The organism is Verrucosispora sp. ts21, assembly GCF_002879555.1.
Taxonomy (GTDB): domain Bacteria; phylum Actinomycetota; class Actinomycetes; order Mycobacteriales; family Micromonosporaceae; genus Micromonospora; species Micromonospora gifhornensis.
Genome location: NZ_PNOZ01000022.1, coordinates 60,572 through 78,151 on the forward strand (window position 1 = coordinate 60,572; position 17,580 = coordinate 78,151).

A 17,580-nucleotide genomic window follows, 5' to 3' on the forward strand; every position below is an offset into this window, starting at 1 on the left:
TGAAGTCTCGTCGCTGACGGTAGCGGCACCATCGCTGTTGTGCTACCCCGTCCCGTTCCCCTGTGGACAACGCGGATCCACCCAGCTCACTACGATGGGCGGCAGTCAGGTCGCGGCGGGTGACCGGCCGAGGAGGGTGCGGTGGCGATGACGGGTGTCCCGGTCGCGCCTGGGCACCCACCGCCCGGCGGATCATCCGCGTCCGAGCAGCGGGTCACGCCCGCGATCGTGTCGACCGGGCCCGGCGACCGCTGGCGAGATCTCCGTCCCCGGGCCGGACAGATCGTCGCCACCCAGGTGGCGCTGGCGGCACCCGTCGCGGCCCTGGGTCGGGGTCTGCCCACCATGCTGGCCGCCGCCGCGCTGGCCGGGGCGGTGTTGTTCCTCGCCTGGTGCCGGGTCCGCCGGCGGTGGCTGTACGAGTGGTTGAGCATCAGTCTGGGCTACGCCACCCGGCGACGCACGGTCACCCCGGACGGCGGGCCGGTGGCGCTGCTCGACCTGGTGGCTCCGGACACCGTTCGCCATCCGGTCGAACTGGCCGGATCATCGGCCGTGTTGCTGGACGACCCCGGCGGTGTGGTGGCGCTGCTGGAGTTCGGCGACCGGGCCGACCTGCTCGGTGACGGCGGGCAGCAGCTGCCCTCGCCCGCCTCGCTGCTGCCGGCCGACCCGGGCGATGGTCCGCCGGTACGCGTCCAGCTCGTGCTGTCCGCGGTGCCGGTGACGGGGGCCGGTGGCGGTCCGGCCGCCACCTCGTACCGCCAGCTGACCCAGGGCCGGGTGGCAGGGCGGGAACGGGTGGTGCTGGCCGTCCGGGTGGCGCGGGCCGAAGGCTGGTCGGAGCAGGCGTTACGAAACACCCTCGCCAGCACCGTACGCCGGATCGTCCGACGCGCCCGACCGCTGTCGATACGGCCGCTGGGTGAACCGGCGGCGCTGCGTGTCTTCGCCGAGCTCGCCCATTACGACGGGCGGCCCGTCCGGGAGTCCTGGCAGGCCGTGCGGTCCGGTGGGCTGCTGCAGACCACCTTCCGGCTCCGCCGGTGGCCCGCCCCGGAGGCCGCACGCCACCTGGTGTCGCGGCTGTTGCAGCTGCCGGCGACCGCGGTGACGGTGTCGCTGCACGCCGAGGCCGGTGCGACGGCGACCACCGGCCTGACCGTACGGATCGGTGCGTCGACGCCCGCCGAGTTGTCCGCTGCCGCCAGGGCGCTGCGCGCGCTGGTGACGGCGGCCGGTGGCCTGGTGCAGCGACTCGACGGGGCGCACCTGCCGGGCTTCGCCGACACCCTGCCGCTGGCCCCACCTGTCCCGGTCGCGACCGGCGAGGGCGCAGGGCTGGAGTTGCCGTACGGCTCAGCCGGCCTGGTGGTGGGCACGAACCGGCACGGCAGCCCGGTCACCGTCCGACTGTTCCGGCCGGAGAGCACCCGCGTGATGATCGTCGGCGGGGTGCGGGCAGCCCAACTGGTGACCATGCGGGCGATGGCGCTGGGCAGCCGCGTCGTCGTCCAGACCACCCGCCCACAGCTCTGGCAGCCGTTCGTACGCGGTGTCGGCACGCCGGGCGAGCCGATTCCGCTGCTCCCGCCCGGCCGGCAGATCGAGACCGGTCCGGGCACGCCGCTGTCCCCGGTGCTTGTGGTTCTGGACGCGCCGCCCCCCACCGGCGGTCCCCGGCCGGGTGCTGCCTGGCAGACAACCCTGCTGGTTCGGGACGAGTTGACCCCCGCCGACGCGGACGCGCTCGGCCGATCCGATCTGGCGGTGCTCCAGCCGTTGAGTCGTACGGAGGCGGGGATCGCCGGTGCCGCGCTGGGGCTCGGTGACTCCGCCGACTGGCTGACCCGGATCCGGCACGACATGGTGGCCGTGGTGAACCGTCGTGCCCTGCGCTGGGCGGTGCTCGCCGGCACGGCGTTGGAGGCGCAAGTGGTCGGTCGCCCGTCCCGAGACTCGACACCTGAGCGGGTACCGCCCATAGCCCGGCCGTGACACCATGCCCGCCATGGGTTTTCTGAAAGGTCTACTGATCCGGGTCGGCGCCACGGCGGTGGCCTTCTGGCTCGCCACCCTGGTCATTCCCGGCATCTCTCTGGACACCGCGTCGGCAAGCGAAACGGTGCTGACGCTGGTCCTCGTGGCGGTCATCTTCGGCGTGGTGAACGGAGTCCTCCAGCCGATCATCAAGACCGTGGGCTGCGGCTTCTACCTGCTGACTCTCGGCCTGATCGCGCTTGTGGTCAACGGTCTGCTCTTCCTGCTGACCGGCTGGATCGCCGACCAGGTCGGGCTGCCCTTCGAGGTGGACGGTTTCTGGCCGGCCGCCGTCCTGGGTGCGCTCTTCGTCGGCGTCGTCACCTGGATCCTCGGCGCCGTCCTCGACCGCGACTGACCCCCGACCCACACCGGCCACCCACGCCGAACCGACCAGCCGGGCAGGTACCGCTCACCGGACGAGCGGTACCTGCCCGGCTGGGCAGACCAGATTGCGGTATCCGGCTACCGGACTGCACCGCGGTACGGACTACCGTCGCAAGGGTGTTCACCCTGACCCGCGACGACGGCTACACGATCAGCACCGATCCGGACCGGCTGGACCTGGACCGGGTGCACCACTGGCTCAGCACGGACGCCTACTGGGCGATCGGGCGGGACCAGGAGACGGTGACCCGGGCGTTCGCCGGCTCGATCGGGTACGGCGTCTACCGGCCGGTCGACGACCGCCAGGTCGCCGTGGCCCGGGTGATCACTGATCGGACCACCTTCGGCTACCTGTGCGACGTGTACGTCGACCGGACCGAGCGAGGTCACGGCCTGGGCAGTTGGCTGGCGGGCGCGGTCCGCGACCATCTCGCCACCCTGGGCGTACGCCGGATGCTGCTGGCCACCCTCGACGCGCACGGGCTCTATCAGAAGCTCGGCTTCACCACTGTCGACGGCGAGCGCTGGATGGAGTTGGATCGTCGTCACGACTCGGCAGTGAGCCCGCTCACCGGCAAGGATCAGTCGGCCGGTTAGGCCCTTACCGTAAAGCCGTGACGCCGCTCCGCCTCGGATATCTCTACGGGTTCGCCGCCTACTTGATGTGGGGGTTCTTTCCCCTCTACTTCAAGCTGCTGCGTCCGGCCGGCCCGCTGGAGATCCTCGCCCACCGGGTGATCTGGTCCGTGGCGTTCGTCGCACTGCTGCTCGGCGCGATGCGCAACATCGGATTCCTGCGGACCCTGCTGCGCCGGCCGCGCGCCCTGGCGGGAATCGCCGCGGCAGCCGTGCTGATCGGGTTGAACTGGTTCACCTACATCTACGGGGTCAACTCCGACCGGGTGGTGGAGACCGCCCTCGGCTACTTCATCAACCCGCTGGTGGTGGTCCTGCTCGGGGTGGCGGTGCTGCGGGAACGGCTGCGTCCGGCCCAGTGGTGCGCGTTGGGCATCGGCGGACTCGCGGTGGCCGTGCTCACCGTCGACTACGGCCAACTGCCATACATCGCGCTGATCCTGGCGCTCACCTTCGGCGGGTACAGCCTGGTCAAGAAGCAGCTCGGGCTGCCGGCCGCGGAGGGCCTGTTCGTCGAGTCGGCAGTGCTGGCGTTGCCCGCGCTGGGCTACCTCGGCTGGCTCGCGGCCACCGGCGAGATCGCGTTCGGGCAGGTGTCGACGGGACACACCCTGCTGCTGGTCATCGCCGGCGCGCTGACCGCCATCCCGCTGCTGCTCTTCGCCGGGGCCGCCAACCGGCTTCCGCTGAGCTCCCTGGGCATGCTCCAGTACGTGGCCCCGATCCTCCAGCTCGGCTGCGGGGTCCTGATCTTCCACGAGCCGATGCCCCCGGCCCGGCTGGCCGGCTTCGCCCTGGTCTGGCTCGCCCTGATCGTCTTCACCGCGGACGGGCTGCGCCAGGCCCGGCGTACCCGCCGCCAGCCGCCGGTCACCGTGTCTCCGGCCGCTGTCAGCTGATCAGTGCTCAGGGCACGTCGTAGGCGAGCACGACGGTGCCGTCGGCCCGGACCAGTTCCAGCCGGACCAGTTCGGCGTTGGTGAACCGGGTCGCGCCACTGATCCGCAGATCGTCGCCGGGCGCCGCCAGCCAGGAGCCGATCTGCTCCTGCGAGCCGTCGGCGGCATGCGCCACCAGCCGGAACGCGTTCGCCTTGCCGTAACCGGACCGCTCGTCGTACCCGCAGGTCATGGTGACCTCGGTGCCCCAGTTCGTGCCGGTGAGCCCGATCTCGGCGTGCAGCGGCACGGAACCCGCCACCGGCCGCATCTGCACCATCCGCACCTGGGCCAGCGGCGCGTTCGTCTCCTGTCCGGGCAGCATGGTGGCCGTACCGAAGCCGACGACCAGGGCGAGCGCGGCAGCCGCCAGCCCGATCACCGCGTACCGCAGCCGGTTGGCCTGCCGTTCGCGGCGGCGACGTTCCCGCGCGACGCTGAGCAGCTCGGGCACCCGGGGGTTCTCCGGCGGCGGCAGGAACTGCTCCAGGCTTGTCGGATCCAACCGGCCGAGCAGGCCGGGCAGCACGGCGATCTCGGAGATGGACTGCTGGCAGGCCGGGCAGTCGACCAGATGGCGTTCGTAGGCGGCGCGGTCCGCGGGAGACAGGGCGCCCAGCACGTACGCGCCATCGTCGTACGCGAAGTCGCAGCGGCTCATCCGGTCACCCCCATCTCGGCAAGGACCAACCGTAGTGACCGCAGCGCGTAATGGGTTCGGGATTTCACCGTCCCCGGCGGAACGCCCAGCCGGGATGCCGTCTCGGAGACCGAACGCCCCTGGTAGAAGCACTCGACAAGCACGTCGCGGTGCGACGGGCTGAGCCGGTTCAGCGCCTCGGCGACCGTCCACGCCTCGACGGCACGTTCCGTCTCGTCGACGACCTCGGGCGGTTCGGGCAGCTCGTCGGTGTAGATCTCACCGACCCGGGTGGAGCGGCGTCGCCAGGCGTCGATGGCCAGGTTCCGCGCGGTGGTGAACAGCCAGGCCCGTACCGAGCCGCGTCGCGGGTCCAGCGACTCCGGGTGGCGCCAGGCCCGGAGCAGCGTCTCCTGCACCAGGTCCTCGGCGCGCTGCCGGTCGCCGTTGACCAGGCGCAACGCGTGCGCGTACAGCGCGTCGGCATGTTCGTCATGCAGGGCACGCAGCAGATCCGCGTCGTGGTCGCTGATGGTCCTCTCCTCGCTCTCGCCGGGAGCGGGCTCGGCGTTACGAGGGTTGATACGTGCGGTCACCCCCAACAGTTCAGTCCCAGTTCAAACCTGCCCTCCGTGGCGATTTTCATCGCTGGTTCAGACAGTGGCCGACCCGCGCTCACCGGGCGCACCTAGCGTCCGGCGGGTACGCGCCGGTGGGTTGCGCCGGTGCGCACCGACCCCAGGAGGCTCCCCCTCATGAGCGACCGTCCCCGGCCGCTGCCGCTACTGGGCACCACCCGCCACGGCAGCCGTGACGCCATGACCTGTCTGTACCGCTGCGCCAACGCCTGCGACCACCCCGTACCCAACACCTCCGACAACCCGTACTTCGGTGATCTCGCCACCCTGGACACCTTCGTGGTGCCCAACGGCTACGACCACGCGGTGCTGATCCGCTGGGGCGACCCGGTGGTGCCCGGTGCCCCCGCCTTCGACCTGCGCAGGCAGACCGCCGCCGCGCAGGCCAGGCAGTTCGGCTACAACAACGACTTCGTCGGCGTGCTGCCGCTGGACAAGGGCGGCAGGCGGGCGCTGCTCGTGGTCAACCACGAGTACACGAACGAGGAGCTGATGTTCCCCGGCTTCACCAGCCATGAGGCGCTCACCGTCGAGCAGGTCAAGGTGGCGATGGCGGCGCACGGCATGTCGGTGGTGGAGATCGAGCGGGTCGCCGGCACCGGTCAGTGGCGGGTGGCCGGTTCGGGCCGCCGCCCGTACAACCGGCGGGTCGACGCGTTGAGCAGCACCTTGGAGCTGACCGGCCCGGTCGCCGGCTCGTCGCTGGTGAAGACCGCCGCCGACCCGAAGGGCCGTCGGGTGGTCGGCACGCTCAACAACTGCGCCGGTGGGGTGACCCCGTGGGGCACCGTGCTCTCCGGCGAGGAGAACTTCGACCAGTACTTCGTCGGCGGTGACGCCGCGCCGGAGGCCGACAAGCCCCAGCTGGCGCGCTACGGCATCACCACCACCGCCCGCTACCGCAGCGGCAGCCGTCGGTGGGAACGCGTCGCCGACCGCTTCGACCTGGCCAGGCACCCCAACGAGGCCAACCGGCACGGCTGGATCGTGGAGATCGACCCGTACGACCCGGACAGCCGTCCCCGCAAGCACACCGCGCTGGGCCGGTTCAAGCACGAGGGTGCCAACGTCATCGTGGCTCGCAGCGGTCACGTGGTCGTCTACATGGGCGACGACGAGCGCTTCGACTACCTCTACAAGTTCGTCTCCGACAAGAAGTTCATGACGGGTGACTCCTGGGTCGCCCGCAGGCACAACCTGACCCTGTTGGAGTCGGGCACCCTCTACGTCGCCCAGTTCGGCCAGACCAGCGCCGCCGAGATCGACGGCTCCGGCGCGTTGCCCAGCGACGGCGCGTTCAACGGCGGTGGCCGCTGGATCAAGCTGGTCAGCGGCAACCGGTCGTACGTGGACGGCATGAGCGCCGCCGAGGTGCTCACCTTCACCCGGCTCGCCGGGGACAGGGTCGGTGCGACCAAGATGGACCGTCCGGAGGACGTCGAGCCGAGCCCGCACACGGGCAAGGTGTATGTGGCGTTGACAAACAACACCAGCCGGGGTGTCGGCAGCAACCCGAAGCCGGACGAGGCCAACCCGCGTACCGCCAACCGGCACGGCCGGATCCTGGAACTGGTGGAGGACCGGTCGGATCACACCGCTGAGACGTTCACCTGGTCACTGCCGATCGTCTGCGGCGATCCGGCGGACCCGTCGACCTACTTCGCCGGGTACGACAAGACCAGGGTCTCCCCGATCTCCTGCCCGGAACGCGGCCACCTCAAGCAGTTCCTCACCGTGCCGCGTGGCGCGGAGACCTGCGGGCCGTTCGTCACCGGCGACAACCGCTCCCTCTTCGTCGCCGTGCAGCACCCGGGAGAGACCACCGGTGCCACGGTCGACAACCCGGCCTCCACCTGGCCGGACGGCGACCACGCCAAGCCGGGCGTGGTGGTCACCTGGCGGCTGGACGGCGGACCGGTCGGTAGCTGACCCCGCCCCGGCATCCGCGCCGGCCGCTCCCACGGCCCTCGTCCCACCAGGACGGGGGCCGTCGGGCTGTAGCGGTCAGTTGTCGGTGGCGAGGCTGTCGGCGATCGCGCGGGCGGCGGTGAGCAGCTTCGTCCGGACCACTCGGGCGGAGGTCATCATCTCGCTGGCCGGCAGCGCGCAGGCCAGCACGGTCCGGCGCTCCATGTCCTTGTCCGGGCTGATCAGCACCGCGGCGCACGCCACCCCCTGGCGGAACTGCCCCAGCTCCAGTTGCATGCCACGGCGCTCCCCGGCAGCCAGGTCGGCCTCGAACGCCTCCGGGGTGCTCAGCGTGGTGCTGGTGAACGGCCGCATGCCGTACTCGCGCAGGTAGCGGTGGCGTTGTTCGGCGGTGAGCGTGGCGAGCAGGGCCTTGCCGAGAGCTGTCGCGTGCGCGCCCTCGTCGAACCCCGGCACGAGATCCTCCAGGTAGGGCGATCGGTGGCCCTCCGCGACGGCGGTGATGGCGACCTGCCCGCCGACGAACCGGCCGAGGTAGTGACTCCAGCCGGTCTCCAGCGCGACCCGGCGCAGTGTCTCCCCGACCGCCGGCGTACCCCGGAACGCGGCGACCAGCTCGCGATAGCGGTCGGCCACCTCCAGGCCCACGATGTACGTCCCGTCCTCCCGACGGATCACGTAGCCCTCGTACGCGAGGGTCCGCACCAGGTGGTATGTGGTGGCCACGGTCAGCTCGCAGCGTCGGGCTATCTGTTTCACGGTCAGCCCGCGTGGGGCACGACCGACCGACTCGAGCACTCGCAGTGCGCGGGACACGCTCCGGATCAGGTCCGAAGGCTCCGCCAGGGGGTCACGCACAACCACCTCCGCCACCAGGGACTTACACCATATGAAAAAGCGGCCCGAGGCGAAATCCCTGATCGGATGGATGACGCAGGTAATCGGCACACGTGAAGTGATCTCGGTTGCACTTTGTGTCGCCGCGTCGGCGCTCGAATAGGTTGATCTCACCATGCCCGACACTGCTCCTCTTCCCGACACCACGGCCACCACCAGGCCGGTCCGAGCCAGCGCGGTGGCCGTCGTGGTGACCATCGCCTGCGTCCTACCGGTCTTCCTGGTCGGCGGTCTCGCCGTGCAGATGCGGGAGGACCTGCACTTCTCACCCGCCGGGCTCGGGCTGGTCGTCGCGGTCTACTTCGGGGTGGGCGCGCTCGCCTCCGTACCGTCCGGGGCTCTGGTGGAGCGTTGGGGCGGTGCCGTGGTGGCCCGCGCCGGCATCCTCGTCTCCGCCTCCTGCCTGCTCGCGGTGGCGGTGCTGGCCCGGTCGTACCCGGTGCTGCTCGCCCTGCTCGCGGTGTCCGGCACCGCGAACGCGCTCGGCCAGCTGTCCAGCAACGTGCTGCTCGCCCGGCACGTGCCGGCACGGCGGCAGGGCCTGTCGTTCGGCATCAAACAGGCCGCCATTCCGGTTTCCACCCTGCTGGCCGGGGCCGCGGTGCCCACCTTCGCCCTCACCGTCGGGTGGCGCTGGGCGTTCGTGGCCGCTGCCGGGGCCGCGCTGGCCACCCTGCCGGCCGTACCGGCGCAGCCGGCGCAACCCGCACGCCGCTCGGTCCGTGGTGCCGGGCGCGGGACGTTTCCGCTGGTGGTGGTCGGCATCGCCGCGACGCTCGCCGCCGGGGCGGCGGGCGCGCTTGGCACCTTCGTGGTGGACGCGGCAGTCGACCGGGGACTCGAACCGGCGCTGGCCGGGCTGACCCTGACCCTCGGCAGCGCGGCCTGCGTCACGGCCCGGGTCGGTCTCGGCTGGCTGGCCGACCGCCGCTCCGGCGGGCACGTCACGATCATCGCCGGCAATCTCGTCGTGGGGGCGATCGGGCTGGCCCTGCTCGCGATGGCCGGTTCAGCCCCGCTGGTGGTCGGCGTACTGCTCGGCTTCGCCCTGGGCTGGTCCTGGCCGGGGCTGATGAACTTCGCCGTGGTCCAGCTGCATCCGCAGGCGCCGGGGGCCGCCACCTCGATCACCCAGACCGGGGTGTACGCCGGCGGCGCCCTCGGTCCACTGACCCTCGGCCCGCTCGCCGCCGCAGCCGGCTACCCGACGATGTGGCTCACCGCGGCCGTCGCCATGCTCGCCGCCGCCGCGCTGATGCTCACCGCCACCCGCCTGCTGTCCGCCCAGCGCCACCCGGTGGCCACCCGCCCGGCTTGAGAGGTGCCGGAGGATCGACGGCGGGTCAGCTGGTGCGGTCGGCGATGTGGTCGCAGAGCGATTCGAGGGCCCGTCGGGCCGGGATCTGCGGCAGCGGCGCCAGCTGGGCCCGCGCGTCCTCGGCGTAACTGCGGACGGTCTCCCGGGCGCGCTTGAGCGCCGCGGACTCGCGGAGCAGACCGAGCGCCTCGGCGTGCAGCGCGTCGTCGGTCAACGCGCCGGTGGCCAGGATCTCCCGCAGTCGCACCGAGGCGGCGTCGGTGTCGTCCGCCGCCAGGGCGTAGAGCACCGGCAGCGTCGGCACACCCTCCCGCAGGTCGGTGCCGGGCGTCTTGCCCGACTCCGTGGACTCGCTGGCGATGTCGAGCAGGTCGTCCGAGAGCTGGAACGCCACCCCGATGGTCTCGCCGTAGCCGGCCAGCGCCGCCACGTGCTCCGGAGTGGCCCCGGAGAACAGGCCACCGAAGTGCGCGCTGGTGGCGATCAACGAACCGGTCTTCTCCGCGATCACCCGCAGGTAGTGCGTCACCGGGTCGTCGCCGGCCCGAGGCCCGACGGTCTCGGCGATCTGACCGTGCACCAGTCGGGCGAAGGTGCGTGCCTGCAGGCGTACCGCCTCGGGGCCCAGCTCGGCCGCGACGTCCGCGGCCCGCGCGAAGAGGTAGTCGCCGACCAGGATCGCCACCGAGTTGGTCCAGCGGGAATTGGCGCTCGGGGCGCCCCGGCGCACCGGCGCCTCGTCCATCACGTCGTCGTGGTAGAGCGTCGCGAGGTGAGTCAGCTCCACCACCACGGCGGCCGACACGATCTCCGCCCGGCTCGGGTCGCCGAACTGCGCGCCCAGCGCCACCAGCAGCGGCCGGAAACGCTTCCCACCGGCGTCCGCCAGGTGGCGGGCGGCCTCGGTCACGAACGGGTCGGCGCTGGCGACGGTTTCCCGCAGTTCCGCCTCTACCGCCTCCAGCAGACCCAGCACGGACTCCTCCGTGCGAGAGTCGGCGAGATGAAGGCCGAGCGCGCCGAACTGACCTGCGCCAAGCCGGTTCCGGCGGGCACCGGAGCCGGTGACACCTGAACCCTCGCCACCCCTGATCGCCACAGCTCCACCATGCCACACGGCCTCTACCTGCACCGGACCGGGGATACGCGGCGAGGGCCGGCCCACAGTCGTGAGCCGGCCCTCGTCAGCAGGGTCAGCAGCTACCGCACGAACTCGGCGGCACCGGAGGCCAGATCCAGCAGCGGGCCCGGCGCGACACCGAGCACCAGGGTGGCGATCACGCCGATCACCAGGGCGGCCGAGGTCAACCCACCGGGCACGGTGACCGTCGGAGTCGACTCACCCGGCTCGGACAGCCACATCATCACCACGACCCGCAGGTACGGGAAGGCCAGCACCATGCTGGTCAGCACACCGGCGATCACCAGCCAGACCTGCCCACCCTCCAGAGCCGGCCCGAACACCGCGAACTTGCTGGTGAAGCCGCTGGTCAGCGGGATGCCGGCGAAGGCCAGCAGGATGAAGGTGAACACCGCCGCGTACAGCGGGGAACGCCGGCCCAGCCCCGCCCACCGGGACAGGTGGGTGGCCTCGCCGTCGGCGTCCCGGACCAGGGTCACCACCGCGAACGCGGCGAGCACCGCGAAGCCGTACGCGACCAGGTAGAACATGGTCCCGGAGAGCCCGTTCGCGCCCGGTGCCAACACGCCGACCAGCAGGTACCCGGCGTTGGCGATGGACGAGTACGCCAGCAGCCGCTTGATGTCGGTCTGGGTCACCGCGAACACCGCGCCGACCAGCATGGTGAGCACCGCCACCACGCCGAGCACCGGAGTGAAGTCCCAGCGCGCACCCTCGAAGGCGACGTGGAACACCCGCAGCAGGGCACCGAACGCGGCCACCTTCGTGCAGGCCGCCATGAAGCCGGTCACCGGCGTCGGAGCGCCCTGGTACACGTCCGGAGTCCAGACGTGGAACGGTGCCGCAGCGGCCTTGAACAGCAGGCCGATCGCCACAAGCGCCATACCGGCGAAGAGCAGCACCGGGCTCTGCGTCGAGTTGGCCACCGCCGCGTGGATGGTGGCGAAGTCGACCCCGGCCGGGCGGTCGCCCAGGCCGGCGGTGAAGCCGTACAGCAGGGCCAGGCCGAACAGGAAGAAGGCCGAGGCGTACGCGCCGAGCAGGAAGTACTTCATCGCCGCTTCCTGGCTCAGGATGCGGCGGCGGCGGGCCAGCGCACAGAGCAGGTAGAGCGGCAGCGAGAAGACCTCGAGCGCGATGAACATGGTCAGCAGGTCGTTCGCCGAAACGAAGATCAGCATGCCGCCGATGGCGAAGGTGACAAGCGGGTACACCTCGCCGGCACCGCCGGCGCGCTGCGCCTGCCGCCGGTCGTCCGGCGAGTCGGCGGTGATGGCGGCCTGGGCGACGAACGCGCCACCACGCTCGATCGCCCGCTCACCGATCAGCAGCAACGCCACCGCCGAGAGCACCAGGATTCCGCCCTGGAGGAACAGCGTCGGCCCGTCGATGGCGATCACCCCGATGGTGATCAGCCGCTTGTCGGCGTTGAACACCACCATGGTCAGCGCGGCGAGCACCGCCAGCAGCGCCAGCGGCAGCTGGATGGGGTGCCGCAGGCGGCGAGGCACGAACGCCTCGACCAGCACCCCGACCACCGCCGCGCCCATCATGATCAGGATCGGCGCGAGTGCCGCGTAGTCGATCGGCGGCAGTTCAAACTCGTTCACCAGACCAGCCTTTCGTTCGCGACTGCGGTACTCCGCTGCGCTGCGTTCCTCGCGCTCACCGAACCAGCAAGCTCACTCCTCGCGCTCACCGGGCGGCCTCCTGCACTGCCGTCGGAGCCGGGTCGGTCCGGCCGACGTCCTCCATCGTCGCCTGGATGGCGGGGTTGATCACGTCCGTGACCGGCTTGGGGTAGAAGCCGAGCAGCACGATCAGCGCGATAAGCGGCGCGACCACGAACTTCTCGCGGAGGTTCAGGTCCCGCTTCATCCCGTCGATCTCGGTGAGCGCCGGGTTGAGCGTGCCCTGCGTGGTGCGCTGCACCATCCAGAGCACGTACGCGGCGGCCAGGATGATGCCGAGCGTGGCGATCACCGCCACCGGCTTGTTCACCGTGAACGTGCCGATCAGCACCAGGAACTCGGAGACGAACGGCGCGGTGCCGGGCAGCGCCAGCGAGGCGAGACCGGCGAAGAAGAGCACCCCGGCCAGCACCGGAACCAGCTTGCCGGCACCACCGAAGTCGCTGATCAACGCCGAGCCCCGGCGGGCGACCAGCATGCCGACCACCAGGAAGAGCAGACCGGTGGCGAGCCCGTGGTTGACCATGTAGAGCACCGCACCCGTACCGGCCTGGGTGGTGAAGGCGAAGATGCCGACGCCGATGAAGCCGAAGTGCGCGATGGAGGTGTACGACACAAGTCGCTTCAGGTCGTTCTGGCCCACCGCCAGCAGCGCGGCGTAGATGATGCCGATCACCGCGATGGCCAGCGCCCAGGGCGCGAACCACTGCGCCGCGTCCGGGAACAGCGGCAGGCAGTAGCGCAGGATGCCGAAGGTGCCCACCTTGTCCAGCACGCCGACGAGCAGGGCGGCGGCACCGGCCGGCGCCGCACCACCGGCGTCCGGCAGCCAGGTGTGGAACGGGAAGAACGGTGCCTTGATCGCGAAGGCGATGAAGAACCCGAGGAACAGCCAGCGCTCCGCGCCGGTGGAGATGTCCACCTCGGACAGCGCCACCCAGTCGAAGGTCTTGCCGCCGACCACCCACAGGCCGATCACCGCGGCCAGCATGAACAGACCGCCGACCAGGGAGTAGAGGAAGAACTTGACCGCCGCGTACTGCCGCTGGTGGCCGCCGTAGCTGCCGATCAGGAAGTACATCGGCACCAACATGACCTCGAAGAACACGTAGAACAGGAAGACGTCGGCGGCAGCGAAGACACCGAGCATCGTGCATTCGAGGACCAGCAGCAACGCGAAGTAGGCAGGTACCGACCGCTTCGAGGATTCGGCGTCGTGCCAGGAGGCCAGGATCACCAGCGGCACCAGCACCGCGATCAGCATCAGCATGACAAGCGCGATGCCGTCGGCGGCGAAGGTGAAGTTGACACCCCAGTTGGGAATCCACGGGTACGACTCGCGGAACTGGAAGCGCTGGCCGTCGACCTGCCAGGTCACCCACATGACGATCGACAGCGCCAGCACCAGCAGAGACCAGCCGAGCGCGACCTGCTTGGCCAGCGTCGGCCGGCTTCGCGGCAGGAGGGCGACCAACACTGCGCCGACCAGCGGCGCCACGGTGAGCACCGAGAGGAACGGGAAGTCGGACATTATGCGGCCTTACCTCCGTCGTCGAAGCGCGGTCCGCCGGCGACGGCCGCCTGGGAGAGTGTCGGGAAAGCCGCGCGGTTTCCCGACCCCTGAAGGTCGATCACGCGAACCACCCCGCCTGGACGGCCAGGAAGGCGGCCACCACCAGCAGCGCACCGGTCAGGATCGAGGTGGCGTACGACCGGACGAAGCCGGTCTGCATCCGCCGAAGGCGACTCGAACCGCCGCCGACACCGGCAGCCAGACCGTTCACCAGCCCGTCGATCCCCCGGTTGTCCAGGTAGACCAGCGCCCGGGTGAGGAAGATGCCCGGCTTCTCGAAGACCGCCTCGTTGACCGTGTCGGTGTAGAGGTTCTTGCGAGCGGCGGTGACAAGCACCCCGGCCGGCTGCGGCTCGATGGCCGTACCGCCCCGGAACAGGAACCAACCGAGCAGGGCACCGAGCACGGTGACGCCCAGCGACAGCGCGACGATCGCCCAGTGCGGCAGCACCGCGTCGTGGTGCGCCTCGCCCGCGCTCAGCCCGGCGGTGGCGGTCAGCCAGTCCGGCACCGAGGTGGCCAGCAGCCAACCCGCGCCGAGGGAGCCGATGCCGAGCAGGATCAGCGGGATGGTCATCAGCGGCGGGGACTCGTGCGGGTGCTCGATGTCCGTGGTCCACCGCTTCGGCCCGTGGAAGGTGAGCATGAACAGCCGGGTCATGTAGAAGGCGGTAAGCGCGGCACCGAGTACCGCGGCCCCACCGAACAGCCAGGCGGTCCAGCCCTCCCGCTCGAAGGCGGCGGCAATGATCGGCTCCTTGGAGAAGTACCCGGAGAACGGGAACATGCCGATGATGGCCAGCCAGCCCGCACCGAAGGTCAACCAGGTGATCTTCATGTACTTGGAGAGGCCACCGAAGCGGCGGATGTCCACCTGGTCCTTCATGCCGTGCATGACCGAGCCGGCACCGAGGAACATGTTGGCCTTGAAGAAGCCGTGCGCCAGCAGGTGCACGATGGCCAGCGCGTACGCCGCGCCACCCAGGCCGACGCCGAGGAACATGTAGCCGATCTGGCTCACCGTCGACCAGGCCAGCACCCGCTTGATGTCGTCCTTGGCGCAGCCGATGATCGCGCCCATCACCAGGGTCAGCGCACCGACGCTCACCACCACCAGTTGCAGGGTGGTGTTGGCCGAGAAGATGATGTTGGATCGGGCGATCAGGTAGACGCCCGCGGTGACCATCGTCGCGGCGTGGATGAGCGCCGACACCGGGGTCGGGCCCTCCATCGCGTCCGGCAACCACGCCTGCAGCGGGAACTGACCGGACTTACCGGCCGCACCGAGCAGCAGGAGCAGGCCGAGCACCAGCACGGTGCCACCGGCCAGCGCGCCGACGCCGTTGAAGACCTCGTCGTACTGGGTGGTGCCGAGTGTGGCGAACATGATGAAGATGGCGATGGCCAGACCGGCGTCACCGACCCGGTTCATCAGGAACGCCTTCTTACCGGCGGTGGCCGCGGCCGGCTTGGTGTACCAGAAGGAGATCAGCAGGTACGACGCCAGACCGACGCCCTCCCAGCCGAAGTACAGCATCACGTAGTTGTTGCCGAGGACCAGCAGCAGCATGGCCGCGACGAACAGGTTGAAGTAGGCGAAGAACCGCCGCCGACCCGGGTCGTGCGCCATGTACTCGACCGCGTACAGGTGGATCAGGAAACCCACGCCGGTGATCAGCAGGACGAAGACACCGGCCAGCGGGTCGAAGAGCAGGCCGAAGTCGACGTGCAGGCCGCCGACCGCGATGAAGTCCCAGAGGCTCAGCTCGACCGACTTGTTCTCCAGGCCGCGCAGACCGAGGAAGTAGCTCAACCCGAGCACGAACGCCGCGCCGATGGCGGCGACGCCGAGCCAGTGTCCCCAACGGTCGGCCCGCCGCCCGAGCAGCAGCAGCACCGCCGCGCTGAGCAGCGGGATCGCCACCAGCAGCCAGACGCTGCTCAGCAGGCCGTCGGCCGTCGCGTACGAGACCGTCTCGGCCGGAGCAGCCTGGGCGTACGTCAGAATTTCGTCCACCGGTGGGCCCCTCTAGTACTTCAGCAGGTTGGCGTCGTCGACGCTGGCGGAGCGCCGGGTGCGGAAGATCGCCATGATGATGGCCAACCCGACCACGACCTCGGCCGCCGCCACCACCATCACGAAGAACGCCATGATCTGGCCGTTGAGGTCACCGTTCATCCGGCTGAAGGTGACCAACGCCAGGTTGGCCGCGTTGAGCATCAGCTCGACACACATGAACAGCACGATCGCGTTGCGCCGGACCAGCACCCCGGCCGCGCCGATGGTGAACAGCACCGCGGCGAGGACCAGGTAGTAGTTCGGCTCGACCGAGAAGAAGTCACTCATTTCTCAGTGCCCTTCAGGGTGGTCTCCTCGGCGGTCAGTTCGCGGACCGGCAGGATGTCCGGCGTGCTCCGGTCGCTGAGTCGCCCGTCCGGCAGGCGGGCCGGGGTGGCGACCGACGAGGAGGTGGCGAAGACACCCGGGCCGGGCTTCGGGCCGGGGTAGTTGCCGGGCGTGAAGCGCGCCTTCATGGTGGCCACCTGGTCGCGCCGGTCCTCCTTGCGCCGCTCGACGTGCGCCAGGATCATGCCGCCGATGGTGGCGGTGATCAGCAGCGCCGCGGTGAGCTCGAACGCGAAGACGTAGTCGGTGAACAGCAGCCGGGCGATGCTCTGTACGTTGCCGCCGGCGTTGGCCTGCTCCAGGCCGACCGCCTCGGTGCCCTGGGTGGCCCGGTAGGTGCCGCTGCCGAGCAGGGCGGCGAAGCCGACGCCGAGCCCGATCGCGGCGATCCGCTGACCGCGTAGTACCTCGATCAGCGAGTCGGAGGCATCCCGGCCGACAAGCATCAGTACGAACAGGAAGAGCATCATGATCGCGCCGGTGTAGACGATGATCTGCACCATGCCGATGAACGGCCCCGCCTGGAGCACGTAGAACACGCCCAGGCTGAGCATGGTCAGCACCAGCCAGAGCGCCGAGTGCACCGCGTTGCGCGCCGCGATCATGCCGATCGCGCCGGCCAACGCGAGCGGGGCGAGGATCCAGAAGGTCACCGCCTCCCCGCCGGAGACCGCCCCCGCGGCGGCGAGCACCGTCGACGTGGTCATGCCGTCTCTCCCTTTTCCGCCGCAGCTCGCTGGGCGGCCTGCTCGGCACCGGGGAACGTGACGCCCGGGTGCTCGTCCACCTGGTAGCGGCCCGGCCCCATCGGCGAGCGCTCGGCACCGGCCGAGGTACCCGGGTTGGTCAGGCTGCCGACGTAGTAGTCCTTCTCGCTGTCGCCCAGGCGCATCGGGTGCGGCGGCTGCTCCATCCCTTCGAGCAGGGGCGCGAGCAACTGCTCCTTGGTGAAGATCAGGTCCTGCCGGTTGTCCCGGGCCAGCTCGTACTCGTTGCTCATGGTGAGCGAACGGGTCGGGCAGGCCTCGATGCACAGTCCGCAGAAGATGCACCGCGCGTAGTTGATCTGGTAGACGCTGGCGTACCGCTCACCCGGCGAGAACCGCTGCTCGTCGGTGTTGTCGCCACCCTCGACGTAGATCGCGTCCGCCGGGCAGGCCCAGGCGCACAGCTCACAGCCGATGCACTTCTCCAGCCCGTCCGGGTGCCGGTTGAGGATGTGCCGCCCGTGGTAACGGGGGGCCGGCGTCGGCGGGGTGAACGGGTAGTCGGTGGTGACGACCTTCTTGAACATGTGCGAGAAGGTGACCCCGAAGCCCTTGAACGTTCCGGTGATCGCGCCCAC

The 17,580-nt window shown here is 70.4% G+C and carries 16 protein-coding genes; 6 read left to right on the top strand and 10 right to left on the bottom strand.

Translation table 11 applies throughout. From position 1 onward, the window contains the following. Positions 1-147 precede the first annotated feature (147 nt). The 4 genes from eccE to rarD all read left to right on the top strand — a co-directional run bounded on the left by eccE (position 148) and on the right by rarD (position 3,962). A complete protein-coding gene (gene eccE, locus C1A38_RS12210; RefSeq protein ID WP_233196786.1) occupies positions 148-1,998 on the top strand; it encodes a type VII secretion protein EccE in 1,851 nt (616 codons plus the stop codon). Between the two features lie 13 nt (positions 1,999-2,011). Continuing rightward, the gene (locus C1A38_RS12215; RefSeq protein ID WP_102657951.1) at positions 2,012-2,398 is read left to right on the top strand and encodes a phage holin family protein; all 387 of its coding nucleotides are present in this window, start codon (positions 2,012-2,014) and stop codon (positions 2,396-2,398) included. 146 nt (positions 2,399-2,544) lie between these two features. Continuing rightward, positions 2,545-3,024: a GNAT family N-acetyltransferase gene (locus tag C1A38_RS12220; protein WP_102657952.1), complete on the top strand. Its 480-nt coding sequence runs from the start codon at positions 2,545-2,547 to the stop codon at positions 3,022-3,024. A 17-nt stretch (positions 3,025-3,041) separates the two neighbouring features. Beyond that, positions 3,042-3,962, top strand: a complete 921-nt coding sequence (rarD, locus tag C1A38_RS12225; RefSeq protein WP_102657953.1) for an EamA family transporter RarD — start codon at positions 3,042-3,044, stop codon at positions 3,960-3,962. Between the two features lie 7 nt (positions 3,963-3,969). On the opposite strand, the gene C1A38_RS12230 is transcribed toward rarD, so the two are convergent. Next, a complete protein-coding gene (locus tag C1A38_RS12230; RefSeq protein ID WP_102657954.1) occupies positions 3,970-4,662 on the bottom strand; it encodes an anti-sigma factor family protein in 693 nt (230 codons plus the stop codon). After that, a complete protein-coding gene (locus C1A38_RS12235; RefSeq protein WP_233196787.1) occupies positions 4,659-5,153 on the bottom strand; it encodes a sigma-70 family RNA polymerase sigma factor in 495 nt (164 codons plus the stop codon). Before C1A38_RS12235 ends, C1A38_RS12230 begins: the two co-directional genes overlap by 4 nt. 243 nt (positions 5,154-5,396) lie before the next feature. Between C1A38_RS12235 and C1A38_RS12240 the strand changes: the two genes are divergently transcribed. Beyond that, entirely contained in the window at positions 5,397-7,208 is a 1,812-nt protein-coding gene (locus C1A38_RS12240) for a PhoX family protein (protein ID WP_102657955.1), read from the top strand. A gap of 75 nt (positions 7,209-7,283) precedes the next feature. Here C1A38_RS12240 and C1A38_RS12245 read toward each other — a convergent pair whose 3' ends face one another. After that, a complete protein-coding gene (locus C1A38_RS12245; RefSeq protein ID WP_102657975.1) occupies positions 7,284-8,066 on the bottom strand; it encodes an IclR family transcriptional regulator in 783 nt (260 codons plus the stop codon). A gap of 154 nt (positions 8,067-8,220) precedes the next feature. On the opposite strand from C1A38_RS12245, the gene C1A38_RS12250 reads away from it, so the two are divergent. Beyond that, positions 8,221-9,423, top strand: coding sequence for an MFS transporter (locus C1A38_RS12250; protein ID WP_013731033.1), 1,203 nt, complete (start codon positions 8,221-8,223; stop codon positions 9,421-9,423). A gap of 25 nt (positions 9,424-9,448) precedes the next feature. On the opposite strand, the gene C1A38_RS12255 is transcribed toward C1A38_RS12250, so the two are convergent. From C1A38_RS12255 to nuoI, 7 genes are all read right to left on the bottom strand, one after another. Then, entirely contained in the window at positions 9,449-10,516 is a 1,068-nt protein-coding gene (locus tag C1A38_RS12255; RefSeq protein ID WP_102657976.1) for a polyprenyl synthetase family protein, read from the bottom strand. Between the two features lie 107 nt (positions 10,517-10,623). Beyond that, positions 10,624-12,174, bottom strand: coding sequence for an NADH-quinone oxidoreductase subunit NuoN (gene nuoN / locus C1A38_RS12260; RefSeq protein WP_102657956.1), 1,551 nt, complete (start codon positions 12,172-12,174; stop codon positions 10,624-10,626). 85 nt (positions 12,175-12,259) lie between these two features. Then, positions 12,260-13,786: an NADH-quinone oxidoreductase subunit M gene (locus C1A38_RS12265; RefSeq protein WP_102657957.1), complete on the bottom strand. Its 1,527-nt coding sequence runs from the start codon at positions 13,784-13,786 to the stop codon at positions 12,260-12,262. Positions 13,787-13,886: 100 nt separating this feature from the next. Continuing rightward, positions 13,887-15,845: an NADH-quinone oxidoreductase subunit L gene (gene nuoL, locus C1A38_RS12270; protein ID WP_102657958.1), complete on the bottom strand. Its 1,959-nt coding sequence runs from the start codon at positions 15,843-15,845 to the stop codon at positions 13,887-13,889. A gap of 12 nt (positions 15,846-15,857) precedes the next feature. Next, positions 15,858-16,175 (bottom strand): NADH-quinone oxidoreductase subunit NuoK, encoded by a 318-nt coding sequence (nuoK, locus tag C1A38_RS12275; RefSeq protein WP_013731028.1) that lies wholly within the window; start codon positions 16,173-16,175, stop codon positions 15,858-15,860. Then, positions 16,172-16,942 (bottom strand): NADH-quinone oxidoreductase subunit J, encoded by a 771-nt coding sequence (locus C1A38_RS12280; protein WP_102657959.1) that lies wholly within the window; start codon positions 16,940-16,942, stop codon positions 16,172-16,174. The genes nuoK and C1A38_RS12280 overlap by 4 nt, the downstream gene beginning before the upstream one ends. Beyond that, positions 16,939-17,580 (bottom strand): NADH-quinone oxidoreductase subunit NuoI, encoded by a 642-nt coding sequence (nuoI, locus tag C1A38_RS12285; protein ID WP_102657960.1) that lies wholly within the window; start codon positions 17,578-17,580, stop codon positions 16,939-16,941. The genes C1A38_RS12280 and nuoI overlap by 4 nt, the downstream gene beginning before the upstream one ends.

Excerpts from the sequence above, each read along its gene's own strand:
- eccE (WP_233196786.1), top strand. The coding sequence starts at position 148 with ATGACGGGTGTCCCGGTCGCGCCTGGGCACCCACCGCCCGGCGGATCA.
- C1A38_RS12215 (WP_102657951.1), top strand. The coding sequence starts at position 2,012 with ATGGGTTTTCTGAAAGGTCTACTGATCCGGGTCGGCGCCACGGCGGTG.
- C1A38_RS12230 (WP_102657954.1), bottom strand. The coding sequence starts at position 4,662 with ATGAGCCGCTGCGACTTCGCGTACGACGATGGCGCGTACGTGCTGGGC.
- C1A38_RS12240 (WP_102657955.1), top strand. The coding sequence starts at position 5,397 with ATGAGCGACCGTCCCCGGCCGCTGCCGCTACTGGGCACCACCCGCCAC.
- C1A38_RS12250 (WP_013731033.1), top strand. The coding sequence starts at position 8,221 with ATGCCCGACACTGCTCCTCTTCCCGACACCACGGCCACCACCAGGCCG.
- C1A38_RS12265 (WP_102657957.1), bottom strand. The coding sequence starts at position 13,786 with ATGTCCGACTTCCCGTTCCTCTCGGTGCTCACCGTGGCGCCGCTGGTC.
- nuoK (WP_013731028.1), bottom strand. The coding sequence starts at position 16,175 with ATGAGTGACTTCTTCTCGGTCGAGCCGAACTACTACCTGGTCCTCGCC.
- C1A38_RS12280 (WP_102657959.1), bottom strand. The coding sequence starts at position 16,942 with ATGACCACGTCGACGGTGCTCGCCGCCGCGGGGGCGGTCTCCGGCGGG.